Origin of the sequence: Serratia sp. L9 (assembly GCF_050632285.1) — a bacterium.
Classification (GTDB): Bacteria; Pseudomonadota; Gammaproteobacteria; order Enterobacterales; family Enterobacteriaceae; genus Chania.
Map to the genome: position 1 here is coordinate 1,288,452 of NZ_CP192591.1, position 26,196 is coordinate 1,314,647.

The 26,196-nt window shown below is 54.8% G+C and carries 21 protein-coding genes and 2 pseudogenes; 8 read left to right on the forward strand and 15 right to left on the reverse strand.

Features of this window, described 5'->3' with window-relative positions; all coding sequences use genetic code 11:
* The first annotated feature begins 26 nt into the window (after nt 1-26).
* A complete protein-coding gene (locus ACQ86O_RS06050) occupies nt 27-446 on the forward strand; it encodes a DUF805 domain-containing protein (RefSeq protein WP_431224515.1) in 420 nt (139 codons plus the stop codon).
* Between the two features lies 1 nt (nt 447).
* On the opposite strand, the gene fpr is transcribed toward ACQ86O_RS06050, so the two are convergent.
* Nucleotides 448-1,194 (reverse strand): ferredoxin--NADP(+) reductase, encoded by a 747-nt coding sequence (gene fpr / locus ACQ86O_RS06055; protein ID WP_431224516.1) that lies wholly within the window; start codon nt 1,192-1,194, stop codon nt 448-450.
* Between the two features lie 4 nt (nt 1,195-1,198).
* Nucleotides 1,199-1,822 carry a helix-turn-helix transcriptional regulator gene (locus ACQ86O_RS06060; protein WP_431224517.1) on the reverse strand — a complete coding sequence of 208 codons (624 nt, stop codon included), beginning with the start codon at nt 1,820-1,822 and terminating at the stop codon, nt 1,199-1,201.
* A 294-nt stretch (nt 1,823-2,116) separates the two neighbouring features.
* Here ACQ86O_RS06060 and ACQ86O_RS06065 point away from each other — a divergent pair, with 294 nt between their 5' ends.
* Both ACQ86O_RS06065 and ACQ86O_RS06070 read left to right on the forward strand, forming a co-directional pair.
* Entirely contained in the window at nt 2,117-2,686 is a 570-nt protein-coding gene (locus tag ACQ86O_RS06065; RefSeq protein WP_431224518.1) for an MFS transporter, read from the forward strand.
* The gene (locus tag ACQ86O_RS06070) at nt 2,584-3,300 is read left to right on the forward strand and encodes an MFS transporter (protein ID WP_431224519.1); all 717 of its coding nucleotides are present in this window, start codon (nt 2,584-2,586) and stop codon (nt 3,298-3,300) included. Before ACQ86O_RS06065 ends, ACQ86O_RS06070 begins: the two co-directional genes overlap by 103 nt.
* A 34-nt stretch (nt 3,301-3,334) precedes the next feature.
* Here ACQ86O_RS06070 and glpX read toward each other — a convergent pair whose 3' ends face one another.
* The 3 genes from glpX to ACQ86O_RS06085 form a co-directional block, all read right to left on the reverse strand.
* Nucleotides 3,335-4,345 (reverse strand): class II fructose-bisphosphatase, encoded by a 1,011-nt coding sequence (gene glpX, locus ACQ86O_RS06075; protein WP_431224520.1) that lies wholly within the window; start codon nt 4,343-4,345, stop codon nt 3,335-3,337.
* 128 nt (nt 4,346-4,473) lie between these two features.
* Nucleotides 4,474-5,961 (reverse strand): glycerol kinase GlpK, encoded by a 1,488-nt coding sequence (glpK, locus tag ACQ86O_RS06080; RefSeq protein WP_431225662.1) that lies wholly within the window; start codon nt 5,959-5,961, stop codon nt 4,474-4,476.
* Between the two features lie 61 nt (nt 5,962-6,022).
* Entirely contained in the window at nt 6,023-6,868 is an 846-nt protein-coding gene (locus ACQ86O_RS06085; protein ID WP_431224521.1) for an MIP/aquaporin family protein, read from the reverse strand.
* A 539-nt stretch (nt 6,869-7,407) separates the two neighbouring features.
* On the opposite strand from ACQ86O_RS06085, the gene zapB reads away from it, so the two are divergent.
* Complete coding sequence (zapB, locus tag ACQ86O_RS06090) at nt 7,408-7,647, forward strand: septal ring assembly protein ZapB (protein ID WP_021181887.1); 240 nt, start codon at nt 7,408-7,410, stop codon at nt 7,645-7,647.
* Nucleotides 7,648-7,701: 54 nt separating this feature from the next.
* Here the strand turns inward: zapB and rraA are convergent, their stop codons facing one another.
* From rraA to priA, 7 genes and pseudogenes are all read right to left on the reverse strand, one after another.
* A complete protein-coding gene (gene rraA / locus ACQ86O_RS06095) occupies nt 7,702-8,187 on the reverse strand; it encodes a ribonuclease E activity regulator RraA (RefSeq protein ID WP_076943998.1) in 486 nt (161 codons plus the stop codon).
* A gap of 105 nt (nt 8,188-8,292) precedes the next feature.
* Nucleotides 8,293-9,210, reverse strand: a complete 918-nt coding sequence (locus tag ACQ86O_RS06100) for a 1,4-dihydroxy-2-naphthoate polyprenyltransferase (RefSeq protein ID WP_431224522.1) — start codon at nt 9,208-9,210, stop codon at nt 8,293-8,295.
* Nucleotides 9,211-9,307: 97 nt separating this feature from the next.
* Nucleotides 9,308-10,642, reverse strand: a complete 1,335-nt coding sequence (gene hslU, locus ACQ86O_RS06105) for an HslU--HslV peptidase ATPase subunit (RefSeq protein WP_431224523.1) — start codon at nt 10,640-10,642, stop codon at nt 9,308-9,310.
* A gap of 12 nt (nt 10,643-10,654) precedes the next feature.
* Complete coding sequence (hslV, locus tag ACQ86O_RS06110; protein ID WP_037404291.1) at nt 10,655-11,185, reverse strand: ATP-dependent protease subunit HslV; 531 nt, start codon at nt 11,183-11,185, stop codon at nt 10,655-10,657.
* Nucleotides 11,186-11,288: 103 nt separating this feature from the next.
* Complete coding sequence (gene ftsN / locus ACQ86O_RS06115) at nt 11,289-12,200, reverse strand: cell division protein FtsN (protein ID WP_431224524.1); 912 nt, start codon at nt 12,198-12,200, stop codon at nt 11,289-11,291.
* A 245-nt stretch (nt 12,201-12,445) separates the two neighbouring features.
* Nucleotides 12,446-13,474, reverse strand: coding sequence for a DNA-binding transcriptional regulator CytR (gene cytR, locus ACQ86O_RS06120; protein ID WP_431224525.1), 1,029 nt, complete (start codon nt 13,472-13,474; stop codon nt 12,446-12,448).
* Between the two features lie 279 nt (nt 13,475-13,753).
* Nucleotides 13,754-15,948 (reverse strand): annotated as a pseudogene (gene priA / locus ACQ86O_RS06125) (primosomal protein N').
* Between the two features lie 198 nt (nt 15,949-16,146).
* Here priA and rpmE point away from each other — a divergent pair.
* Nucleotides 16,147-16,362, forward strand: coding sequence for a 50S ribosomal protein L31 (gene rpmE / locus ACQ86O_RS06130; protein WP_037425558.1), 216 nt, complete (start codon nt 16,147-16,149; stop codon nt 16,360-16,362).
* Nucleotides 16,363-16,432: 70 nt separating this feature from the next.
* Here rpmE and metJ read toward each other — a convergent pair.
* A pseudogene (gene metJ / locus ACQ86O_RS06135) lies at nt 16,433-16,749 on the reverse strand (met regulon transcriptional regulator MetJ).
* Nucleotides 16,750-17,065: 316 nt separating this feature from the next.
* Between metJ and metB the strand changes: the two are divergent.
* The 3 genes from metB (at nt 17,066) to metF (ending at nt 21,802) form a co-directional block, all read left to right on the forward strand.
* The gene (metB, locus tag ACQ86O_RS06140; RefSeq protein WP_431224526.1) at nt 17,066-18,226 is read left to right on the forward strand and encodes a cystathionine gamma-synthase; all 1,161 of its coding nucleotides are present in this window, start codon (nt 17,066-17,068) and stop codon (nt 18,224-18,226) included.
* A gap of 2 nt (nt 18,227-18,228) precedes the next feature.
* Complete coding sequence (locus tag ACQ86O_RS06145; RefSeq protein WP_431224527.1) at nt 18,229-20,664, forward strand: bifunctional aspartate kinase/homoserine dehydrogenase II; 2,436 nt, start codon at nt 18,229-18,231, stop codon at nt 20,662-20,664.
* A 244-nt stretch (nt 20,665-20,908) separates the two neighbouring features.
* Nucleotides 20,909-21,802, forward strand: coding sequence for a methylenetetrahydrofolate reductase (metF, locus tag ACQ86O_RS06150; RefSeq protein WP_431224528.1), 894 nt, complete (start codon nt 20,909-20,911; stop codon nt 21,800-21,802).
* A gap of 117 nt (nt 21,803-21,919) precedes the next feature.
* Here metF and ppc read toward each other — a convergent pair whose 3' ends face one another.
* Both ppc and argE read right to left on the reverse strand, forming a co-directional pair.
* A complete protein-coding gene (gene ppc, locus ACQ86O_RS06155; RefSeq protein ID WP_431224529.1) occupies nt 21,920-24,556 on the reverse strand; it encodes a phosphoenolpyruvate carboxylase in 2,637 nt (878 codons plus the stop codon).
* 318 nt (nt 24,557-24,874) lie between these two features.
* The gene (gene argE / locus ACQ86O_RS06160) at nt 24,875-26,020 is read right to left on the reverse strand and encodes an acetylornithine deacetylase (RefSeq protein WP_431224530.1); all 1,146 of its coding nucleotides are present in this window, start codon (nt 26,018-26,020) and stop codon (nt 24,875-24,877) included.
* Between the last annotated feature and the right edge of the window lie 176 nt (nt 26,021-26,196).

Here is a 26,196-nt window from a genome sequence, read left to right on the forward strand (position 1 = left end):
TGGGCAGGCCAAGAGTGCATGAATCAATGACTTTACAGCAGTGGTGTTTTTCATTAAATGGTCGTATCGGGCGGCGTGATTTTTGGATCTGGATGGGGGCGTGGGTGGTATTGATGGCCGCAGCCTTCACATTGGCTAACTACGATGTTGTCGCGATCCAATCCATTGCCTTTTTCATTGTGGCACTGATGTGGCCAACGGCGGCGGTGATAGTCAAACGCCTGCACGATCGCAATAAAAAGGGTTGGTGGGCGTTGCTGTTGATCCTGGCCTGGATGTTGGCGGCCGGAAATTGGCAAATGTTGGCCCCGATATGGCAGTGGGGCGTCGGGCGTTTTATCCCTACGCTGATTATGGTGATGATGGCTATCGATCTGGGGGCGTTTGTGGGTACCGAAGGGGATAACCGGTTCGGCCCTGAGGCCAAACCGGTAAAATTCCGCTGAATTACCAGTAATGTTCGCTGGTGATATGCCCGGGCTTGCGGCGCAGGTGTTTGCGCATTTGGCGATGTTCTTTCAGCGTTTGTTGGGTATCCCGCACCATCTGCGGGTTGCCACATAGCATCACATGGCTGGTTTCGGCATCGATGGTCAGGCCCACCGCTGCTTCCAGCCGCCCATCTTCGAGCAGGGCCGGGATACGCCCGGTCAATGAACCGGCCACCTCTTCGCGGCTGACCACGGTCTGAATGCGCAGTTTGCCGTTATAGCGTTGCTGAAGTTGCTGCATCAGTGGCAGGTAGCTGAGATCCTGAGCCTTGCGTGCGGCATGAACCAGCACCAGATTGTTGAACCGCTCCAGATCTTTGCCTTCCTGCAGGATAGACAGGTAAGGGCCGATCGCCGTACCCGTCGCCAGCATCCACAAGGTTTCGCAATCAGGCACTTCTTCCAGCACAAAGAACCCTGCCGCCTCTTTGGTGACCAAAACTTCTGAGCCGGGCTGCAGTAGGTTGAGCCTTGGGCTGAGTTTCCCTTCGGGTACCGTGACCAGGTAAAACTCCAGATTAGGGTCGCTGGGGGCATTGACGTAAGAATAAGCACGCTGAACGCGTTCGCCTTCGATTTCCAGCGCCAGTTTGGCAAATTGCCCGGCGGTGAAACTGTCGATCGGGGCGTTGACGGTGATGCTGAACAACCCATCAGTCCAGTGTTGCACCTGTGTCACTTTGCCATTAACCCATTCAGCCATACTTTTAATGCTCCCGCGGTCGAATCAAATAAGCACAATGTCGTGAGCCGGAAATGGCATGCGCGGTGCGCTCTATCCGGTAACCCCTGCCGAGCAGGCGATGGAACAGCTGCATTTCGGAGTTGCACAGGTTGCTGCAGGTATGTGCTGCAACGCCGATTGGGCAGTGGTTTTCTACCAGCAGCATACCTTGCGGATGATCCAGCAGTTCCGCCATGTAACCGTCGTGCTGGCGCAGGCGAACCAGGCGGGCGAGCTTGCCGAGATGATTTTCTTCCTCAGCCAGCTCATTGGCATAGCGTTGGTAAAGTTTATCTTCCCGCGCACGGATCAACTTCTCCAGGCCTTCAGCACCGAACAGCTCATGTGCCGACTCCAACAACACCGATGAAAGCCGGTCGTGGCGATCGGCAAACTGGGCATGACCCTGCGGGGTAAGCGACCAGAAGCGTGTTGGGCGGCCTACTTTGGTGCGCGCTTCCTCGTAGCAAACCAGCTCACGTTGTTCAAGGGATTGCAGATGCTGGCGGATACCCATCGGCGTGATTTCGAGCCGCTCTGCCAGCATTTTGGCAGAATGGGGACCCAAGGTTTTTAACTGTAATAAAATCAGCTCTGGTGTCTTCATAAACCCAATCCCTGTGGCGGTATCTTATTGCAAGTTGATGGAAATAATTATCGATTAAATGCTAAAGCGACGCTATTGCAAGCTTATCATTTTTAACTCTTTCTTGTTATACGTACAGTTTAATTTACGAGACTGGTCGCGATTAATGCCAGTGTGATGGCGATCTATATTTGTCTGAAGCTCGCTAAAAAAAGCAGATTTGTTAGCTTATGCGCCGCAAGGATGACGCTATGTGGTTCCCCCTGAGATATGGGCGTGAATGAGCGTTGTTAAGACGGATACGTAATGAAGATAATGAGAAAAATTGAAAACTTTCACCTGTTGGTGATGCTGATCCTGCTGGTCGCAGTCGGGCAGATGGCACAAACCATTTATGTTCCCACCATTGCTGATATTGCCCACGATCTTTCGGTGCGAACCGGTGCCGTGCAGCGCGTGATGGCGGCTTATCTGATGACTTATGGTTTCTCGCAGCTGATTTATGGGCCGCTTTCCGATCGTATTGGTCGCCGCCCGGTGATCCTGGCTGGGATGGTGATTTTCCTGCTGGGAGCTACGGGTGCTTTGCTGGCGAGCAGTTTAACTATGTTGGTCGCCGCGAGCGCCATTCAGGGGATGGGAACCGGCGTTGCTGGCGTGATGGCCAGAACCATGCCACGCGATCTGTATGCCGGCACGGCCCTGCGTTATGCCAATAGTTTGCTGAATATGGGGATCCTGGTCAGTCCGTTATTGGCCCCGGTGATGGGGGAGCGCTGGCGATGGTGTTTGGCTGGCGGGCCTGTTATGCCTTTTTATTGGTGCTTTGTGCCGGTGTGGCCTTCGCCATGTTCCGCTGGTTGCCGGAAACCCGGCCACAGCTGACGGAAAAACGGCGCATGCTTGCCAGTTTCCGCCAGTTGTTGGCAGATAGCACCTTCAGTTGCTATCTGGTGATGCTGATCGGTGCTCTGGCCGGGATCGCCGTCTTTGAAGCCAGCTGTGGGGTGTTGATGGGCGGGGTGCTGGGGCTGAGCGGTTTGACGGTCAGTATCCTGTTTATCCTGCCAATCCCGGCGGCGTTTTTCGGAGCCTGGTATGCTGGCCGCGAGGGTAAATCATTTCACAGCCTGATGTGGCATTCGGTGATCAGTTGCCTGTTAGCTGGGGTAATGATGTGGATCCCCGGCTGGTTCGGTGTGATGAACATCTGGACACTGATCGTGCCTGCTTCCCTGTTCTTCTTTGGTGCCGGGATGTTATTCCCCTTGGCCACCACTGGCGCAATGGAGCCATTCCCCTATCTGGCCGGTGCTGCGGGTGCGCTGGTCGGGGGCATGCAGAATATGGGGTCAGGCCTGGCAACCTGGCTTTCGGCCATGTTGCCGCAAACCGGGCAATTCAGTCTGGGGCTGCTGATGTTTGCTATGGCGCTGTTGATGTTGCTGTGTTGGTGGCCGTTATCCAGCCGCATGCAGCATCAGGGGCATGCGGCATGACAGGGATGGGCTCAGCAGGCTGAGCCCTGTCAGTTTACAGCAGGAATTCGTGCAGCGCGGCGTCTTTGCGATCCAGATAATGGGTTGAGCGGATGCGGCGGATGGTGCGAGATTTACCACGGATCAACAAGGTCTCGGTGGTCGCCATATTGCCCTTGCGGGTAATACCTTCCAACAGATCGCCTTTGGTGATGCCGGTTGCAGCAAAGATTACGTTGTCATTGCGGGCCATTTCATCCAACACCAACACCTTATCGGTTTCGATGCCCATTTCTTTACAACGGGCGAGTTCCTGCTCACCGATGCGGCGGTTTTCTTCGTTGTCGCCTTTCACCTGATGACGAGCCAGCAGGCGGGCTTGCATGTCGCCATCCAGCGCCCGGATCACCGCTGCGGAAATCACCCCTTCCGGAGCGCCACCGATGCCGTACATGACATCCACTTCGCTCTCTGGCATACAGGTCAGGATTGAGGCCGCGACGTCGCCGTCGGGAATAGCGAAGACTTTCACCCCAAGCTGCTGCATTTGAGCGATCACTGCGTCGTGGCGCGGTTTTGCCAACGTGATCACCGTTAATTCAGCCAGCGGCTTACCAAGACGGATGGCGATATTGTTCAGGTTCACAGCCAACGGCAGATTAAGGTCGATAGCGCCGCGTGCCTGTGGGCCAACCACCAGCTTTTCCATGTACATATCGGGGGCGTGCAGGAAGGTGCCACGATCGCCCACTGCCAGTACCGCCAGCGCGTTGGATTGCCCCATGGCGGTCATTCGGGTGCCTTCGATCGGATCGACTGCGATATCCACAGCGTCTCCTTGCCCGGTCCCGACGTTTTCGCCGATATACAGCATCGGTGCTTCATCGATTTCACCTTCGCCGATCACGATACGGCCATCGATATCTACTCTGTTAAGCATAATGCGCATGGCATTGACGGCGGCACCGTCGGCAGCGTTTTTGTCGCCGCGCCCCAGCCATTTGTACCCCGCCAGAGCGGCGGCTTCGGTAACGCGGGAAAATTCGATGGCTAATTCACGTTTCATGGCAAACCTGTCAGTGATGAAAAGGAAGAAAATATCGGCAAAGTTTACCACAGGGTCATAGCGGCAGGGCGGGGCAAAAAAACGCTGCCCGAAGGCAGCGCATCAACCGGATAAAACGACAACGTCGTTTATTCGTGATCTTCCCAGGCTTGGGCGCGAGCCACGGCCTTTTTCCAACCGCTGTAACGGTAGTTACGCTCGGTGGTTTCGATCCCAGGGCGGAATTCACGCTCGATGTTGGCCTTGCTCTTCACTTCATCCAGATCGCTCCAGTAGCCAATCGCCAGCCCTGCCAGGTAAGCGGCACCCAGTGCGGTCACTTCCCGCACCTCTGGACGCTCAACGCGAGTTCCCAGAATGTCAGACTGGAACTGCATCAGGAAGTTGTTGGCAACGGCACCCCCGTCCACTCGCAACGACTTCAGGCGGGTATTGGCATCAGCCTGCATGGCATCCAGCACGTCTCGGGTCTGATAAGCGATAGATTCGAGCGTGGCGCGGATGATGTGGTTGCTGTTCACACCACGGGTCAGGCCAAAAATAGCACCGCGAGCATACGGATCCCAATAAGGAGCACCCAGGCCAGTAAAAGCAGGTACCACGTACACACCGTTGCTGTCTTTTACCTTGGTAGCAAAGTATTCGGAATCAGCGGCATCGCTGATCAATTTCAATTCATCTCGCAGCCACTGGATAGACGCACCGCCAATAAACACGGCACCTTCCAGCGCGTAGTTCACTTCACCGCGTGGACCGCAGGCGATGGTGGTCAGCAGGCCATGGCTGGAACGCACCGCTTCTTTACCGGTGTTCATCAAGAGGAAGCAGCCAGTACCGTAGGTGTTTTTTGCCATGCCCGGTTGGACACAGAGTTGGCCATACAGCGCCGCTTGCTGGTCACCGGCGATCCCGGCGATAGGAATACGCGTACCGCCTTTACCCCCGATGTTGGTCTGGCCATACACTTCTGAAGATGGACGCACTTCTGGCAGCATGGCGCGTGGAATATCCAGAGCTTCCAGCATGCGCTCATCCCAATCCAACTGGTGGATGTTGAACATCATGGTACGAGAGGCGTTAGTGTAATCGGTCACATGTACCCGCCCTTGGGTCATTTTCCACACCAGCCAGGTATCTACGGTACCGAACAGCAGTTCGCCACGCTTGGCGCGTTCGCGGGAACCTTCAACGTGATCGAGGATCCATTTGACTTTGGTGCCCGAAAAATAAGGGTCAACCACCAGGCCGGTGTTGTGACGGATATATTCTTCCAGGCCATCACGTTTGAGTTTTTCACAGATATCGGCAGTGCGGCGGCATTGCCAGACGATAGCGTTATAAATCGGTTTACCGGTCTCTTTTTCCCAGACAATGGTGGTTTCACGCTGGTTGGTAATGCCGATACCGGCTATCTGATCGGAATTGATATCGGCCTTGGCCAGCACCTCCACCAGCGTAGAGCTCTGCGATGCCCAGATTTCCATCGGGTCATGTTCTACCCAGCCGGCTTTCGGGTAGATTTGCGTGAACTCACGTTGCGAAACCGCAACAATATTGGCGTCATGATCGAGGACTACGGCACGCGAACTGGTGGTTCCCTGATCGAGAGCAACAATATATTTTTTTCGGTTGTCATAAGTTTAATCCTGCTGTTGTTAACCGTTAAAACTGTGCCAATCACACGTTATGCTGTTCTGCTTTGGCGGTGGGTTGTTCTTCCTCAGCGCAAACGTCACAAGGCAGGTGGCGGCCAATCAGCGCGCGATAGCCAAAGGCACCCAGACCGGCACCGAGGATAGGGCCGAAGATAGGAACCAGGAAGTAAGGTATATCGCGAGCTCCGGTGAAGGCAACCTCGCCCCAACCTGCCAGGTAGGCGAACAGTTTCGGGCCGAAGTCACGTGCCGGGTTCAGCGCAAAACCGGTCAATGGCCCCATAGAGGCACCGATGACGGCAATCAGAATGCCGATCAACAGCGGCGCCAATGGGCCACGTGGGATACCGTTGCCATCATCGGTCAGCGCCAGGATCAGGCACATCAGGATAGCGGTGATTACGGTCTCAACCAGAAAGGCCTGGCCGACGGAGATATGCGCGTTTGGATAGGTGGAGAAAATACCAGCCAGTTCCAGGCTTTCGTTGCTGCCACGCACCATCTGGTGGGCAGCTTCAAAATCAAAGAACAGGTTGTAATAGAGTCCGTAGACCAGCGCTGCTGCGCAGAAGGCGCCGGCAATCTGCGCAACGATATAAGGGAATACTTTGCGTCCATCAAAGCAGGCAAACAACCACAGGGCAAGCGTGACTGCCGGGTTCAGATGCGCGCCAGAGATGGCGGCTGTCAGATAGATGGCCATGGCGACGCCCAGACCCCAGATGACACTGATTTCCCACTGACCGAAGCTGGCCCCTGCCAGTTTCAGCGCTGCAACACAACCTACGCCAAAGAAGATCAACAGACCGGTGCCGAGGAATTCTGCGATGCACTGGCCTTTCAAGGTCGGACTGATGGTTTGGCTCATAAAATTTTTGTCCTGCAGACGACGGTTATAGATTCATACCCTCTCGGGTATGCAGGCCAGGCGCATGTTGCGCGTTTGGCCCAGGATTACAGTTTCTTTCATTTCGCCTTCTTATCGATTGAAGGCGTGATGTGAATTTATCGTTAACGAACATAAACGAGAAATAGCGAAATCAAAATGTGTGTCCTTCGTCATAAAATTGAGCGATTTCGCGTCGTTCTGTGTTCTTTCTGCATCATAAAACTGTGATCTGACCAGTATTCTGGTTTCCTTTTATTAACAAAAACTGAGCTGTCCATCAGGGATTTTCAGTTTTGGCTGATAGTAGCAGCAGGAAATTTGCAACAGACTGCGCTTTGGGCCGGTATGTTGCTAGACACTGAGAGGCAGGCTACTTACAATCGTTTTTATTGTAGGAGCGTTTTATCAAGACAGGCGCGTTTTCCTGTCACTTGGCGCGAGCATATTCGCAGCCGCCGCAACCAAAGTTGCGGCGCTACTTATAGATGTACGCCTTGCTACCATGAGGGGACTGAAGAATGTCATTTGAAGTATTTGAAAAACTGGAAGCAAAAGTTCAGCAGGCGATCGATACCATCACTCTGTTACAGATGGAAATTGAAGAGCTTAAAGAGAAGAATAATTCCCTGTCTCAGGAAGTTCAGAGTGCAGCTGGCAATCACGAATCACTGGTGCGTGAAAACCAACAGTTGAAAGAAGAGCAGCACGTGTGGCAAGACCGCCTGCGGGCATTGCTGGGCAAAATGGAAGAAGTCTGATCCGTAAGCCAAGATCGAAAAGGGCGCCTAGGCGCCCTTTGTCATATTCTGCAGTTACTCGATGTCGAGCGGATCTTCGGAAAGGATGATGCCGGTGTTGTCGGCATACAGGTGATCGCCAGAGAAGAAAGTGACACCGCCAAAATTGACGCGAATATCGCTCTCACCCACACCCTCACTGGTTGCGCCCACCGGAATGGCGGCCATCGCCTGAATGCCGATGTCCAGTTCTTCCAGATCGTCCACCTGGCGCACTGCACCGTAAACCACAATGCCTTCCCACTCGTTCTGAGTTGCCAGGCGAGCCAGTTCTGCGTTGATCAGTGCACGGCGTACGGAACCGCCGCCATCAATCAATAACACGCGGCCACGGCCGTTTTCTTCGAGCAGTTCAAACAACAGGCCGTTATCCTCAAAGCATTTCACCGTCGTGATTTGCCCGCCAAATGAAGTACGCCCGCCAAAATTGGAGAACAGAGGCTCAACTACGTTGACCTCTTCCTGATAGATATCGCAAAGTTCGGAAGTATCGTATTTCATAGGATTTTACGTCTGTTTGCCGCTGGAATAACCAGTATATCCCTTTATTCGCCCTGTTGGCAAAATCATCAGCGTCGGGAGGCTTCCCGGCCACTGATGCAATGGTTAGCTGAGTACGACACCGATGGCGAACAGAACGTTGGCCAGCAATGCTGCCTTGACCATATGCTCAAGCATTGGGCGCATACCGATAGCCGTTGGATCGCGCAGTACGCGCAGACCGTGGCGGAACAGTAACGGAATGGCTAATACAAACAGCCAGCCCCACAGGCCTTGTAAATTGATCAGGGTAAACAGGGCGAAGCAGGTCACGGCGGCGATCAGCAGCAATACGTGATAGTAGCGTGCATTCTGCGGGCCAAGGCGGACTGCCAGGGTATTTTTACCGTTGAGGCGGTCGCTTTCGATATCGCGCAGGTTATTGATGTTCAGTACCGCCGCAGCCAGCAGGCCACAGGCCGTCGCGGGCAGCATTACGATGCTGTCAAAAGTGTGCGTTTGCAGATAGTAACTGCCTGCTACGCTGAGCCAGCCGAAGAACACCAACACCGAAATATCGCCCAACCCCAGATAGCCATAAGGCTTGGTGCCGACGGTATAGGTAATGGCCGCGACGATAGCTAACCCACCCAGCACCAGAAAGCCCAGCACGTCACTCGGTTTTTCGCAGGCAACGGCTATCAGCCAGCAGCCGGAAATAGCAATCAGGATCACCGTCAGCACCAGCGCACGTTTCATCTGGCTTTGGGTGATCATGCCTTTTTGCATACCGCGTAGGGGGCCAATCCGGTCTTCTTTATCGCTGCCTTTTACCGCATCGCCATAGTCATTGGCCAGGTTGGAGAGAATCTGCAACAGGCCCGCAGTGAGCAGGGCCAACAGTGCCACACCCGGCTTGAGGCTGCCTTGCCAGGCGGCGATCGCGGAACCAACCACGATGGAGGCAAAGGCCAGCGGCAAGGTTCGTGGTCGTAAACTTTCCAGCCAGGCTCTGGCCGGGGTGGTGGTGGTTGATAAGCTCATTTTTCGCTTCAGTAAGTCAAAAGGCGGTGTCTGCCAAAAACAGATGTGGGAGGCAATGCCTCCCACATAGATAACTGACAGGGCAGTGATAGAGCGATTATAGGATAAAACGACTCAGATCTTCATCTGCTACCAGTTCATCCAGATGATTGCGCACGTATTCTGCGTCAATTGTAATGGATTGACCGTTAATTTCACTCGCATCGTACGAAATATCTTCCATCAACCGCTCCAACACGGTGTGCAGACGGCGTGCGCCGATGTTTTCTGTGCTTTCGTTAACCTGCCATGCGGCTTCAGCAATGCGGCGGATGCCGTCAGCGGTGAAATCAATGGTGACCCCTTCGGTTGCCATCAACGCCTTATACTGCTCGGTCAGTGATGCGCTCGGTTCCGTCAGGATACGCTCGAAATCTTCCGTGGTCAGCGCTTGCAGCTCAACGCGAATCGGCAGGCGGCCCTGCAGTTCCGGGATCAGATCGGAAGGGCTGGCGGTCTGGAAAGCACCGGAGGCGATAAACAGAATGTGATCGGTTTTCACCATGCCATGCTTGGTCGATACCGTGCAGCCTTCTACCAGAGGCAGCAGGTCGCGCTGCACCCCTTCGCGTGAGACATCTGGGCCGGAGTTCTGGCCACTGCGCTTACAGATTTTGTCGATCTCGTCGATAAATACGATGCCGTGCTGCTCAACGGCTTCAACTGCCTGTTCCTTCAGTTCTTCCGGATTTACCAGCTTGGCGGCTTCTTCTTCGATCAACAGCTTGAAGGCTTCTTTGATCTTCAGCTTGCGAGGTTTTTGTTTCTGCCCACCGAGGTTCTGGAACATCGATTGCAGTTGGTTGGTCATCTCTTCCATGCCCGGAGGGGCCATGATTTCTACGCCCATCGGCGCTGCGGCCAGATCGATTTCGATTTCTTTATCGTCCAACTGGCCTTCACGCAGTTTCTTGCGAAACACCTGACGTGCAGCAGAAGGCTCACTCTGCTCTTCGTTCTGGCCCCAGTTGTTCTTGGCCGGCGGGATCAGCACGTCGAGAATGCGCTCTTCCGCCATTTCTTCCGCGCGGGTGCGGTTTTTCTCGATCGATTGCAGACGTACCATTTTTACCGCGGCATCCGTCAGATCGCGGATGATGGAGTCCACTTCTTTACCCACATAGCCCACTTCGGTGAACTTGGTGGCTTCTACCTTGATGAACGGCGCATTAGCCAGTTTGGCCAGACGGCGGGCGATCTCGGTTTTACCGACACCGGTTGGGCCAATCATCAGAATATTTTTTGGGGTCACTTCGTGACGCAGCATCTCATTGAGCTGCATCCGGCGCCAGCGGTTGCGCAGGGCAATAGCGACAGCACGTTTGGCTTTGTTCTGGCCAATAATGTAGCTGTCCAGTTCGCTGACAATCTCGCGCGGTGTCATTTCAGACATGGTATTCGATCCTTACGCTTTGGAAGGCAATTCTTCGATAGTGTGGAAATGGTTGGTGTAAATACAGATATCACCAGCGATGCTGAGGGATTTCTCCACGATTTCGCGGGCGCTTAACTCGGTATTTTCCAACAGCGCACGGGCGGCAGACTGGGCATAAGGGCCACCGGAGCCGATCGCAATCAAATCATTTTCTGGCTGTACCACATCACCGTTACCGGTGATGATGAGCGATGCGTTTTCATCTGCCACGGCCAGCAATGCTTCCAGTTTGCGCAGCATGCGGTCGGTACGCCAGTCTTTCGCCAGCTCAACGGCGGCTTTCACCAGATGGCCCTGGTGCATCTCCAGCTTACGCTCGAACAGCTCGAACAGGGTGAAGGCATCAGCGGTACCCCCGGCGAAACCGGCAATCACTTTATCGTTATACAGGCGACGGACTTTCTTGACGTTGCCTTTCATTACCGTGTTGCCCAGTGTGGCCTGGCCATCGCCACCGATCACTACCTGGCCGTTGCGGCGTACGCTTACAATTGTTGTCACGAGCAGACCCTCGTTGCGGACGGAAAGAAGCCCCCGCAGCCGCTGCGGGGGCAGAGACTACGGGGCATATTGAGAGTATAGATGGGGGGAGGATTCGCGCTTTTCAACCCCCAACGGAGAGGGGAATGCAACTTGTCATGCCTGTGCCTTTCAGACGGGCCAAAGCTTTGTCTGCCGCCGCACGGCTGCTGTATGGACCAAGCACAACGCGGTTCCAGCCTCCGCCGGAGGTAATACGGCTTTCGATACCTTCAAACGCCAGCTGTGCCCGGACCGACTCGGCCTGGTCGGTGGCGCGGAACGAACCACATTGCACCATCCATTTCTGTTTCTGCTCAGGTTTGGTTTCCTGTTTAGCCGTTTCTGGTTGCTTCACTTCAGGCTTCGGCTGGGGTTTTGGTTCCGGCTGCCGGGTTTGAACCGGTGGCGTTACCACTGCCGGTTTGGATTGTTGCACCGGTGCGGCTCCGTTGCTGAACGGGTTGCGCGGCGGCTGTGTTACCTGTTGCTGCACCGGCGGCTGTTGGGCCTGTTGTTGCACTGGCGGCTGTATCTGCTGCTGGCGCGTATTATTGCGCAACTGCGAAGGATCGTTATAAGGCACTTCGGACAGCTGCGTTGGGCGCTGTTGCATATCGGCCTGCATCTGTTCCAGCAGTTGGCGCTGCTCATTGGTCAGTTCGGTTTTGGAGCTCACTTCACCACCGGCCGTTGGCTCGGTTGGCGATTGAACGCCGATCTGGCGGTTTTCCAACTCTTTGATATAACGCCAACGTTCTTCCGGCTTCGGTGGCAGGCCGTTACCTGGGCGTGTGCCGTGCGCAGGCAATAGCGGCGTATCTTCCGGCTTGTTGTGCGTAATGAAATAGAGGCCACCGATAAAGACAACCAGAAGGGCGACGGCAAGCGCCACCACGGTTTTGGAGACCTTCGGAGAACTGCGTTTTTTACGGCTGGGGGTCTTGCGCCGCGCTGCTCCTGAGCGCCCGCGGCCTACATAGTCTCTCTGTGCCACTATAATTCCGCTGTGTTCTAATGAGGTTAGAGCCTATCCACTTGCTGGTGGTATTTCAAATTAACCCATTGAAATCAATAGGTATAGGCTACTTTATCGGCCATTTCGCATCAGCTTGTGCCCATGATGAACGCCGGGTGAGCACGCTCTGGGGAGCCGTTCTGGCAAAATGGCCACAACAATAATCATTACGCCTGCCAGGCAGGCGTCGGGTCAGCCATGTTACTTAACCCAAAAATGTTTGACTAGCGTTTAGGGGCCGCGGTACTGCCTCTGATGATCAATTCGCTGTCCAACAGCCGGGAACCGCTGTTCACTACCTGGCCATGCAACTGTTCCAGCAGCAGCAACATCGCCTGTTGGCCAATCTGGAAGCGGGGTTGAGCGACAGTGGTCAGCGGCGGATCGCAATATTGCACCAGTTTAATATCGTCAAAGCCGACAATGGAAAGATCCTGCGGTACCCGCAAGCCCATTTTTTTGGCTTGGGACAACACACCGATTGCCATGATATCACTATGACAGAACACCGCCGTCGGCGGTTTCGGCAGTGCCATCAGTGATGCCAAGGCTTGCGCGCCAGCCTCATAGCTGAAATCACCACGGGTAATATAACTGCTTTCGACGTTAATGCCATTACGGCGTAGTGCTTGAATGTAACCCTGCAGCCGATAATGGCTGAGAGGCATATGCTCCGGCCCAGCCACACAGGCGATCTGTTTATGGCCAAGCTGGTGCAGATAATGTACCGCTTCAAATGCAGCGGTCAGGTTATCGATATGCACCGTTGGCAGCTCTAGCTCTGGCGCAAATTCGTTAGCCATCACCATCGGCGGCAGGTTGCGCTGTTCCTCCTTGCTGGCGTCGAAAGGCAGATTGGAACCGAGCAGCAGCATACCGTCGATTTGTTTGGTGATAATCAGATTAACGAAGGTGCGTTCCTGCTGGTTTTGTTGCGCACAGTCACCGATCAGCACCAGATATCCCTGTTGCGCTGCCGTTTGCTCGATCCCCTGGATCACATCGGCAAAAAATGGATCGCAGATGTCGGGGACGATCACCAGAATGGTACGAGATTCGTTGCGTTTGATATTACGGGACAGAGCATGAGGGGAGTAACCTACGGCCAGCACGGCCTGTTCCACTTTCTGGCGCGTCGGCGTTGACACCTTTTCCGGATTCATCAACGCACGCGATACGGTTGCCGTTGAAACGCCGGCCATTTCGGCAACATCCTTCATGGTCGCCATGGTTAATTCTTTCTTGTGTTCCAACGCCTGTCTCCTTGCGTTAGGCCATGCTAACGCGGTTACTTCAGTGTGCTCATCAATTCTGTCTGCGGTGGTGTTGTTATTATTAGCGCCATCCACATTCAAACATCCCATTGCGGTATTCAGGTATAAAAAGCCTTCGCAGATATTCTAAACAGATTACGGACCGCTTTTGTTACCTAATTTGCATAAAAAGTGTGACGCAGGAAGGTTTTTTCGTGTTCTATCGCAAATTATGGGGTAAACGTTTGCCTTTAGCGGCAAAAACAAGAAATTTCTTAATCAACTGTCAATGGGATCGACGTCCAGCGTCCACTTCACCTTGCGGGCTTGGGGTAAGGTACCGATCAGCGGCAATGTGCTCTTCATCAGGTGCTGCAATAAACGCCGGGAAGGGTGTTGCAAGAGCAATTGCCAGCGGAATCGCCCCCGCGTTTTGATTGCAAAGCTGGAACCGGCCCCATGACCCACAGCGAATTATCCTTTAGCGGGCTGGCTTCCAGCAGATTGCGCAATTGCTGCAAGAATAGAGGTGCTTGCTGATTATCGTGGTCTTCTGAACGCACGATAATGTGGCTGGTGTAGGGCGGTAAGAATACGCTGTTGCGCTCGGCCAGCGTCTGTTTGGCAAAGGCGTCGTAACCCTGTTGCAGCAAAATCTGGAGTAAAGGATGCTCCGGGTGATGGGTTTGCAGCAGCACTTCGCCCTGCTTACCTGCGCGCCCGGCACGGCCAGAAACTTGTGTATAGAGCTGAGCAAACCGTTCGGCAGAACGGAAATCGGCCGAGAAAAGCGCACCATCTACGTCCAGCAGCGCAACCAGGGTCACATCTGGGAAGTGGTGGCCTTTTGCCAGCATTTGCGTGCCAATGAGGATGCGCGGGCCGCCCCGATGAATATCTGCCAGATGCTGTTCCAGCGATCCCTTACGGCTGGTGGTATCACGGTCGATACGGGTAATTGCCGTTTCCGGGAACAGGGGAGCCAGTTCGTTTTCCAACTGCTCGGTCCCGACGCCGACGGAAACCAGATGCGTGGAGCCACACTGCGGGCACTGATGCGGCACCGGGCGTTGGCTATCACAGTGGTGGCAACGCAACTGGCGCTGATTCTGGTGGAATGTATAGTAGTGGTCGCAGCGCTGGCACTCGGCAATCCAACCACATTCATGGCATAGCAACGCTGGCGCATATCCGCGCCGGTTAAGGAACAGCATCACCTGATTGCCGTTTTTCAGATGGTGTTGCATGCTTTTCAGCAGGGGTTGAGAGAGCCCAACTTTCAGCGGCAAGCCCTTCAAATCGATCAGGTGCTGATTGGCGGGTTTGGCATTCCCCGCCCGTTGGGTCAGCCTGAGCTGGCGGTATTTGCCCAGTTGCACATTGTGCAGCGTTTCCAGCGCCGGGGTCGCCGAGCCCATCACCATCGGGATGTCTTCTTCCCGGGCGCGGAAGACGGCCAGATCTCGAGCGTGGTAGCGCCAACCTTCCTGTTGTTTGTAAGAACTGTCGTGCTCTTCATCGATGATGATCACCCCAAGACGCGAGAAGGGGGTAAACAATGCTGAGCGGGTGCCGATCACAATTGCGGCTTCACCACTGCGGGCGCGTAGCCAAACGGCAAGCCGTTCGCTGTCGTTCAGGCCAGAATGCAGCACTTCGACCGGGGCGTTGAAGCGTTCGCGAAAACGGGCAATGGTCTGCGGGGTCAGGCCGATCTCTGGCACCAGCACCAGAGCCTGTTTGCCTTTTGCCAGGATGTTTTCCAGCACGCTGAGATAAACTTCGGTTTTGCCGGAGCCAGTGACCCCGGCCAGCAGCCAGGCGGCGAATTGATCGTCCTCACTGCGGATAGCCCCGACGGCGGTGGCCTGCTCGGTATTCAGGCGTAACCGTTCGCCAAGGATTTTAAAGCCGGGCCGCCAGTCCTGTGTTGCCACCTCCTGCGTGCGCAGGTCGATCAACCCTTTGGCACGTAACGCCTGCAATGCGCTTTCTGTCAGTTCCAGCTCACTGACCTGATGACGGTACACCGGGCGTTGCAACAGCGCGGCCAATGCCTGCTGCTGTTTTGGTGCCCGTTTCAGGCTTTCCGGCGGCGTTGCGCGCCCTTGCTCGGTGGCAAACCATTGCCACAGTGGGGCGGTTTCCGCCGGTTTACCCTGGCGCAACAGAATGGGCAGCGCATGGAACAGCACTTCACCGATGGGGTAATGATAATATTCACTGGCCCACAGCAGGATGCGCCATAAGCTGGCAGAGAACAGTGAACCTTTGTCCAGCAGGCTGTCGATAGGTTTGAGCTTTTCCAGGGGCAGTTCGCTGGTTTCGCTGTAACCGGTGACGATACCTATTACGCGTTGCTTTCCCCAGGGCACGCTAACGCGCGCGCCAGTGACCGGCTGCAGGCCTTCAGGCAGCAGATAATCGAAGGTGCGGGCAAGAGGAACCGGTAGAGCAACGTGTACAACAGGCATGTGGCTATCCAGGTGGAAAAAAGTGTCGGCTAGTTTACACTGCGGGCCGGCAAATGTACGGATCCGATTGCGCAGTACATTTTATTCTGTATAATTTGCCGCCTTTGGTATAATTCCATATCAAAACCTATTATCAACCACGTGTGGTGTCTGGCGGAACAGGGCTGGATAGCGACACGGCCTTAACTGAGGTTTCCCATGAAACAAGGTATCCACCCAAAATACGAAGAAGTTACTGCTAACTGCTCTTGCGGTAACGTGATCAAAATCCGCTCTACCGTGGGTCACGATCTGAACCTGGACGTTTGTGGCGCATGCCACCCGTTCTACACTGGCAAGCAGCGTGATGTTGCTACCGGTGGCCGCGTTGACCGCTTCAACAAGCGTTTCAGCGTACCAGGCGCTAAGAAATAAGATTTCTTATCGTCAGATGAAAAAGGCGCCTTCGGCGCCTTTTTTCGTTTTTGCCTTCTGGGCAGGCAGATCAATATTCCCAGGTATCGGGATCAACACCCAATTCACGCATCAGCACTTTCGCGGCTTCCGGGATTTCATCGCTGCGTTCTTTGCGCAGGTCTTCATCATTTGGCAGCGGCTGACCGGTAAAGGCATGCAGGAATGCTTCGCACAGCAATTCGCTGTTGGTGGCGTGGCGCAGGTTGTTAACCTGGCGACGGGTCCGCTCATCAGTCAGAATTTTCAGGACCTTCAGCGGAATGGATACCGTGATTTTTTTACTTGCTCGCTTTTTTTACCGTGTTCAGCGTAAGGGCTGACATACTCGCCGTTCCACTCAGCCATGGGACACCTTAAAATTTGTCTGAAATTACAAAATTCTAAAAACCGGCCAATTATGCCCGATCTTCACTGTTCGCACTAAGTAAATGTCCATTTTACGCGACTCGAATCACTGAATCTGCTCGATTAACAGGCAGTTTCTCTAGGTTGCGGATTAAAATCTTATCGTCATAACAAACCGCTATAATTTTAGCGGGTATTGTCTCTTTGCTCAATCTATACGCAAAGAAGTTTAGATGTCCAGATGTATTGACGTCCATATCTCCTGCGGTTAATCTTTAGGCCTCATTTTCCCACTTTCCGAGAGCCGAGCCACCCTATGACGCGTAAACCTGCCACTATTGCCGTGCGTAGCGGTCTGAACGATGACGAACAGTACGGTTGTGTCGTCCCGCCGATCCATCTTTCCAGTACCTATAATTTCACCGACTTCAACCAGCCCCGGGCCCATGATTATTCGCGCCGTGGAAACCCGACGCGTGATGTGGTGCAGCGTGCGCTGGCTGAGCTGGAAGGGGGCGAGGGGGCGGTAATGACCAGCAGTGGTATGTCGGCGATCCATCTGGTGACGACGGTGCTGCTCAAGCCAGGTGATTTGCTGGTGGCTCCTCATGATTGTTACGGTGGCAGCTACCGTCTGTTCGACAGCCTGAGTAAGCGTGGCGCGTACCGGGTGCTGTTTGTCGATCAAGGGAATGAAGCCGCGCTGCAACAGGCATTGGCACAAAAACCCAAGCTGGTACTGATTGAAAGCCCAAGCAACCCGTTGCTCCGCGTGGTGGATATTGCTGCAATCTGTAACGCGGCGCATGAAGCGGGCGCGCTGGCGGTGGTGGATAACACCTTCCTCAGCCCGGCGTTGCAACAGCCGCTCGAACTGGGTGCCGATCTGGTGGTGCATTCCTGTACCAAATACCTCAATGGCCATTCCGACGTCGTCGCAGGGGCGGTGATCGCCAAAGATAAAGATCTGGCAGTGGAACTGGCGTGGTGGGCAAATAATATCGGCGTCACCGGCGCGGCTTTCGATAGCTATCTGTTATTACGTGGGATGCGCACTTTGTCTCCGCGCATCAAGGCGGCCCAACACAATGCCGAGGCAATTGTCAGCTATTTACAGCAGCAACCCTTGGTCAAAAAGCTGTATCATCCTTCTCTGCCAGAAAACCCTGGCCATGAGATTGCGCGCCGTCAGCAACGCGGGTTCGGTGCCATGCTCAGCTTTGAACTGGATGGTGACGAAGCGCTGCTGCGCCGTTTCCTGTCCGCTCTGGAGCTGTTTACTCTGGCGGAATCACTGGGTGGCGTAGAAAGCTTGATCTCACATGCGGCGACCATGACCCACGCTGGCATGGCGCCAGAAGCGCGTGCCGCCGCCGGTATTTCCGAAAGCCTGCTGCGTGTTTCCGTGGGTATTGAAGACAGCGAAGATTTGATTGCCGATCTGGAACAAGCCTTCCAGGCGGCGGCAACGAGGTAAGCATGAATGCAATTGCGGTAGCAGGGCCGGTAAGCGGGCGTCAACTGCACAAGTTTGGTGGCAGCAGCCTGGCCGATGTGAAGTGTTATCTGCGGGTGGCCGGGATCATGGCCGAGTACAGCCAGCCTGGCGATATGATGGTGGTTTCGGCGGCTGGCAGCACCACCAACCAATTGATTAGCTGGCTGAAGCTCAGCCAGAACGATCGCCTTTCCGCGCATCAGGTGCAGCAGACACTGCGCCGTTATCACAGCGAACTGATCGGTGGTTTATTACCGCCGGAAACCGCAGAGCCGCTGATTGCCGAATTTATCCACGACCTTGAGCGCCTGGCGGTATTGCTGGACGGCAAAGTTGACGATGCGGTGTATGCCGAAGTGGTGGGGCACGGGGAGATCTGGTCAGCCCGTTTGATGGCCGCGGTGCTGAACAGGCAGGACATGCAGGCGGCATGGCTGGATGCGCGTGATTTCCTGCGGGCCGAGCGTGCTGCACAGCCGCAGGTGGATGAAGGCCGCTCCTATCCTTTATTACAACAGCTGATGGCTCAGCATCCGGGCAAGCGCCTGGTGGTGACCGGCTTTATTTCGCGCAACGACGACGGTGAAACCGTGCTGTTGGGGCGTAACGGCAGTGACTATTCAGCAACACAGATTGGTGCCTTGGCCGGTGTGGAGCGGGTCACTATCTGGAGCGATGTGGCCGGGGTTTACAGTGCCGACCCCCGTAAAGTGAAAGATGCCTGCCTGCTGCCGCTGTTGCGCCTGGATGAAGCCAGCGAACTGGCTCGCCTGGCGGCTCCGGTGCTGCATACCCGTACCTTGCAGCCGGTATCCGGCAGCGATATCGATCTGCAACTGCGTTGCAGCTACCAGCCAGAACAAGGTTCTACCCGCATCGAGCGCGTGCTGGCTTCAGGCACCGGTGCCAAAATTGTCACCAGCCATGATGATGTCTGCCTGATCGAACTCAGCGTAGCTCCCCAGCATGATTTCAAGTTGGCGCAGAAAGAACTGGAACTGGTGCTTAAGCGCGCGCAGATCAAGCCGCTGGCCGTAGGCGTTCATCCTGACCGTAACCTGATCCAACTGTGCTACACCTCGGAAGTGGTGGGCAGCGTATTGCGTATTTTGCAGGAGACCGTGCTCCCCGGTGAGTTGCAACTGCGTGAAGGATTGGCGCTGGTGGCGCTGGTGGGTGCCGGGGTTTGCAAGAATCCGCTGCACAGCCATCGGTTCTATCAGCAGTTGAAGGACCAGCCGGTGGAGTTTATCTGGCAGGCGGAAGATGGTATCAGCCTGGTGGCCGTGCTGCGTCAGGGGCCAACCGGTCTGCTGATCCAGGGCCTGCACCAGACGCTGTTCCGTGCAGAAAAACGCATTGGGCTGGTGCTGTTTGGTAAAGGAAATATCGGTTCACGTTGGCTGGAGCTGTTTGCTCGCGAACAGAAGAATATCTCGGCGCGCAGTGGTTTTGAATTTACCCTGGCCGGGGTGGTGGACAGCCGCCGCAGCCTGCTGGATTACGAAGGGCTGGATACGAGTCGCGCATTGGCATTCTTTGAAGAAGAAGCCCAGGAACTGGATGAAGAATCGTTGTTCCTGTGGATGCGCGCGCACCCGTTTGACGATCTGGTGGTGCTCGACGTTACCGCCAGCGAGAGTCTGGCAGAGCAATACCTGGATTTTGCCAGTTATGGCTTCCATGTGATCAGTGCCAATAAATTGGCGGGGGCGTCGTGCAGCGCCAACTATCGTCAGATCCGTGATGCTTTTGCCAAAACGGGTCGCCACTGGCTGTATAACGCCACGGTGGGCGCTGGGCTGCCGGTGAACCATACCGTACGCGATCTGCGTGACAGCGGTGACAGTATCCTGGCGATCAGCGGTATTTTCTCCGGCACGCTATCCTGGCTTTTCCTGCAGTTTGACGGCACGATCCCCTTTACCGACCTGGTCGATCAGGCCTGGCAGCAAGGGCTGACGGAGCCCGATCCTCGCGTCGATCTCTCTGGGCAGGACGTGATGCGTAAGCTGGTGATCCTGGCTCGCGAGGCGGGTTATGATATTGAACCCAACCAGGTGCGTGTTGAGTCGCTGGTACCCGCCGGTGCGGAGAATGGCTCTATCGACCAGTTCTTTGAGAACGGCGATGCGCTGAATCAGCAGATGTTGCAGCGCTTTGAAGCGGCCAGTGAAATGGGGCTGGTGCTGCGGCATGTGGCGCGTTTCGATGCCAATGGTAAAGCGCGGGTTGGCGTTGAGGCCGTGCGGCCGGAGCATCCACTGGCCTCGCTGCTGCCTTGCGACAACGTGTTTGCCATTGAAAGCCGCTGGTATCGCGATAATCCGCTGGTGATCCGCGGGCCAGGGGCCGGGCGTGATGTTACCGCCGGGGCGATCCAGTCAGACCTTAACCGTTTGGCGCAGTTGCTTTAAATCTTTGAGTTAACCTCAGGGGGCGGCGGTATGCTGCCCCTGCTTAATCTGCCATCCTCATTCCCTGCCAAGACGATCATGAAATTCTCTCATCCAGCGTGAGGATTAATCATTACATTACCCTCACTTTACTGTTGACTCTTCGGGCAACATCCGGCATTTTCTATCTAGACGTCTAAACGTATAGACGCTTATTAAAATAAAGCAAAACGCAAAACAGCGATCGATAAGAGGCGGACAGGGTATGAGTTTTTTTCACGCAAACCAGCGGGAAGCGCTGAATCAGAGTCTGGCAGAGTTAAGCGGCCAGATTAATGTGTCGTTCGAGTTTTTCCCGCCGCGTACCAGCGAAATGGAAGATACCTTGTGGCAGTCAATCGATCGCCTGAGCAGCCTTAAACCCAAGTTTGTTTCTGTCACCTACGGTGCCAACTCGGGCGAGCGCGATCGCACTCACAGCATCATCAAAGGAATTAAAGAGCGTACCGGCCTGGAAGCGGCACCACATCTCACCTGTATTGATGCCAGCCCGGCACAGCTGCGTGATATCGCTACCGACTACTGGAATAGCGGTATCCGCCATATCGTTGCACTACGTGGCGATCTTCCTGCGGGCGGTGGCAAGCCGGAAATGTACGCAGCCGATCTGGTGACGCTGCTCAAAGACGTTGGTGATTTTGATATTTCGGTAGCAGCCTACCCGGAAGTTCATCCAGAAGCGAAAAGCGCTCAGGCGGATCTGATCAACCTGAAACGTAAAATCGATGCCGGTGCCAACCGTGCTATCACCCAGTTCTTCTTTGACGTAGAAAGCTATCTGCGTTTTCGCGACCGCTGTGTGGCTGCCGGTATTGATGTGGAAATCGTGCCAGGTATTTTGCCGGTGTCCAACTTCAAGCAGTTACAACGCTTTGCCACCATGACCAACGTGCGTGTGCCAAGCTGGATGACCAGCATGTTTGACGGGCTGGATGAGGACCCGGAAACCCGCAAAATGGTCGGCGCCAATATCGCCATGGACATGGTGAAGATCCTGAGCCGCGAAGGGGTGAAAGATTTCCACTTCTACACCTTGAACCGTGCGGAAATGAGTTACGCCATTTGCCATACCTTGGGGGTTCGCCCAGTAACGGCGTAAGATCGCATCGTTTCAAGAGAACAGCGCTGTGCTATCACGGCGCTTTTTTTATGCCTGTTCCCCATAAAAAAAGCACTGCGTCTCGGCAGTGCTTTCGGGTTAAAGACTTCATCGAACCTAGCCGGTATTGCGCATCCCGGCGGCGACGCCTGCGATGGTGACCATCAGCGCCTGCTCAACGCGGGCATCCGGTTGTTCCTGCTGGCGTGAACGGTGCAGCAGCTCCGCCTGCAGCACGTTGAGGGGATCGGTGTAAACGTTGCGCAAGGCAATAGATTCGGCAATCCACGGCAGGTCTTCCATCAGATGATCGTCGTTGGCGATGGTCAGTACAACCTTGATATCGCTTTCCAACTGATCGCGTAGCTGTTGGCCCAGTGGCCACAGGGCTTTATCAACCAGGCGCTGATCGTAGTATTCCGCCAGCCACAGGTCGGTTTTGGCAAATACCATTTCCAGCATCGCGATACGGGTAGAGAAGAATGGCCAGTTGTGGCACATGGCTTCCAGTTGATCCTGTTTGCCAGCCTTCACCGCTTCTTGTAGGCCGGCACCGGCACCCAGCCAGGCTGGCAGCATCAGGCGGTTCTGTGTCCAGGCAAAGATCCACGGAATGGCCCGCAGGCTTTCTACGCCGCCGTTTGGCTTGCGTTTGGCCGGGCGTGATCCCAATGGCAGTTTACCCAGTTCCAGCTCCGGCGTGGCGGCACGGAAATAGGGCACGAACTCTGGGTTCTCACGCACGTAGCCGCGATACATTTTGCATGAAGTTTCGGACAGTTCGTCCATCAGTGAGCGCCACTCTTTCTTGGGCTCTGGCGGTGGCAGCAGGTTAGCTTCCAGAATGGCACCGGTGTAAAGCGCCAGGCTGCTGATAGTGACTTCTGGCAGGCCGAACTTGAAGCGGATCATCTCACCCTGTTCGGTTACCCGCAGGCCGCCTTTCAGGCTTCCCGGCGGCTGTGACAGCAGGGCGGCGTGGGCAGGAGCGCCACCGCGGCCAATCGAACCGCCACGGCCATGGAACAGCGTCAGCGCTACGCCAGCTTTCTCGCAGGTTTTGATCAGAGCATCCTGTGCACGGTATTGTGCCCAGGAAGCGGCCATCACACCGGCATCTTTCGCCGAGTCGGAATAACCGATCATCACCATCTGTTTGCCCTGAATAAAGCCGCGATACCAATCGATATTCAGCAACTGGGTCATCACATCATCGGCGTTATTCAGATCGTCCAGTGTCTCGAACAGCGGAGCTACCGGCAGGGCGAACGGGCAACCTGCTTCTTTCAGCAGCAGATGCACGGCCAACACGTCGGACGGTGTGCGGGCCATTGAAATCACATAGGCGGCGATCGAACCCTGCGGCGCTTCAGCGATAACCTGGCAAGTTTCCAGTACTTCCTGGGTATCGGCGCTTGGCTCCCACTTCAGCGGCACCAGTGGGCGTTTGGAGTTCAGTTCACGGATCAGGAATGCCTGTTTGTCGGCTTCTGACCAGCTTTCGTAATCACCCAGCCCCAGATAGCGGGTCAGCTCGGCAAGGGCTTCGGTATGGCGGGTGCTTTCCTGACGTACATCAATACGAACCAATGGCACGCCGAAGCAGCGCACGCGGCGCAGTGTATCCAGCAGTTGCCCGTTGGCAATGATGCTCATGCCGCAGGCTACCAGTGACTGGTAACAGGCGTACAGCGGTTCCCACAACTGCTCGTTATTTTCCAGCAGATCGTGCGGGCGCAGGACGCGCTCGCCTTTCAGGCGGCCTTCAAGATAGGCTTGAGAACTCATCAACTGGCTGCGCAACTGCTTCATCAATTCGCGGTAAGGTTCTTGTACCTCGTCACCACCGGCAAGTTCGCGCAGTTCGGGGGTACATTCGGTCATCGACAGTTCGGAGACCAGCACCTGAATATCCCGGGTAAACAGATCGCAGGCTTTCCAGCGGCTCAGCAACAGCACATGACGTGTGATTTCTGCGGTGACGTTCGGGTTACCGTCGCGGTCGCCCCCCATCCATGAGGTGAAGCGGACAGGCACGGATTCCACCGGCAGGCGGTAATCGATGGAGTTTTCCAACTGTTCGTTAAACTCACGCAGGAATGCGGGCACACCTTCCCACAGGCTGTTTTCTACCACGGCAAAGCCCCACTTGGCTTCATCGACCGGCGAAGGACGATTTTTGCGGATTTCGTCGGTATGCCAGGATTGTGCGACCAGTTGGCGCAGGCGGCGCATGATTTTATTGCGCTCGTAGTCGGCCAGATCGTTATGGTCTAGCTGGCTGAGGCAGTGGTTAACCTCAACCAGTTTATGAATCAGTGTGCGACGGGTAATTTCCGTCGGGTGGGCCGTCAGTACCAGTTCGATGGAGAGATCGTCCACCGCCTTTTGCAGCTCTTTGTTACTGAGTTTTTTATCTTTCAGCCGGGCAAACAGCTGGGCCATCGCTTCCGGGTTGCTGGCCGCTTCGCCATGGGGCGAAATACTGTGGTATTGCTCGGCCACGTTGGTCAGGTTAAGGAATTGGCTGAAGGCGCGGGCAACTGGCAGCAATTCATCATTGGACAGATTCTGCAACGTCGATAGCAGCTCCTGACGATGAGCCTCATTACCGGCACGTGAAGATTTGGAAAGCTTACGGATAGTTTCAACGCGATCGAGAATATGCTCGCCCAGCGCTTCTTTGATGGTATCGCCGAGCAATTTGCCGAGCATACTGACATTACTTCGCATTGCCGAATATTGTTCGTTCATATAACCCCTGACCCAGTTCTCTGCATACCCATCATCCCCCCGGTTATGGCGTTGTTAACCACCACCTGAGCGCGGTGAGTACGTGATTTTTCATCTTGTAAGTAAATTTCACGTGCCTGGCGAAGTCCGCCAGTTTTAGCAAGCCACGTTCCTGTCCAATCATCAATTGACACTATTTTTAGCAAAAAAACATCAAATTCGGCGTATTTTCTGAAATTTAATTACGGGCTGCCGGTTATCAGTCTGGCTTATTGGCTTCAGTTTGTACGCCTAAAGAGGTAGGGAATGGTAACTCATTCCCCTGCTTTTATTAATGGTTTATTGCTGGCAGAAATGGTCAACCAATTGGCCCAGCAGCTTGCGTGTCGGCTCGATAAATGCGGTATCGAGATATTCATCTGGTTGATGTGCCTGGTTAATCGAGCCTGGCCCCAGGACCAGCGTTGGGCATACTTCCTGGATAAATGGCGCTTCGGTGCAGTAGTTGACCACTTCGGTACGTGACCCCAGCAACTGCTCAATTACCGCCACCATCTGGTGATCGGTTGGGCATTCGTAGCCCGGGATTGGCGGATGCAGTTCATCGATAGTCAGACGACCTGGCCAGCGTTGGCTGACCGGCGCCAGCGCTTCATGCAACAGCGCGTTGATATTATCCAGCGTCATGCCCGGTAACGGGCGGATATCCATATGCAATTCACAACAGGCGCAGATGCGGTTGGCTGCGTCACCGCCACTGATATGGCCGAAGTTCATGGTTGGATAAGGCACCGCGAACGCTGGATTATTGTAGCGTTCCTGCAACGTTTTACGTAATTCCATCAGATGCCCGATGGATTCATGCATCAGATCGATGGCATTCACGCCTCGCGCCGGATCGCTTGAGTGGCCCGATTGACCCACGATGCGGATTGCATTGGAGATATGGCCTTTGTGTGCGCGTACCGGCTGCAGAGAAGTGGGTTCGCCAATAATGGCAAAATCCGGGCGGACTTTGGTGGAGGCGGCGAAATAACGTGCACCGGCCATCGTCGTTTCTTCATCTGCGGTGGCCAGAATGTACAGTGGCTTGGTCAGTTTACTGGGGTCAATGTCGCGCAGGGCATCCAGAATAAACGCAAAGAAGCCTTTCATGTCGGCGGTTCCCAGCCCGTACAGCTTGTTATCGTGTTCGGCCAGGGTAAAGGGGTCACGCGTCCAGCGGCCCTGATCGTAGGGCACGGTATCGGTATGGCCTGCCAGCAGCAGCCCACCACTGCCTTCGCCGAGGCTTGCCAGCAGGTTGAATTTATTGCGGGTATCTGGCACGGGTTGTACGTCGACGCGGAAACCCAAATCGTTAAACCAGCCAGCCAGCAAGTTGATTAATGCTTCATTACTCTGATCGAGGGCACCATCGGTGGCGCTGATCGACGGAGTGGCGATCAACGCCCGGTACAGCTCAATAAATGGAGGTAATTTCATCTTCACTGTTGACAGCCTTTGGTTAGGATAGTATCAATATTCATGCATTTATTTTGAATAAAAATACAGTAAGCTGGAGCGTAAGGGAAACGATGCCCAGGTGTTTATAAAAACATCAACGCTCAACCATATGGGTGAAGCGCGCAACAACGCGACCAAGCCCTGCTACCGGAGTC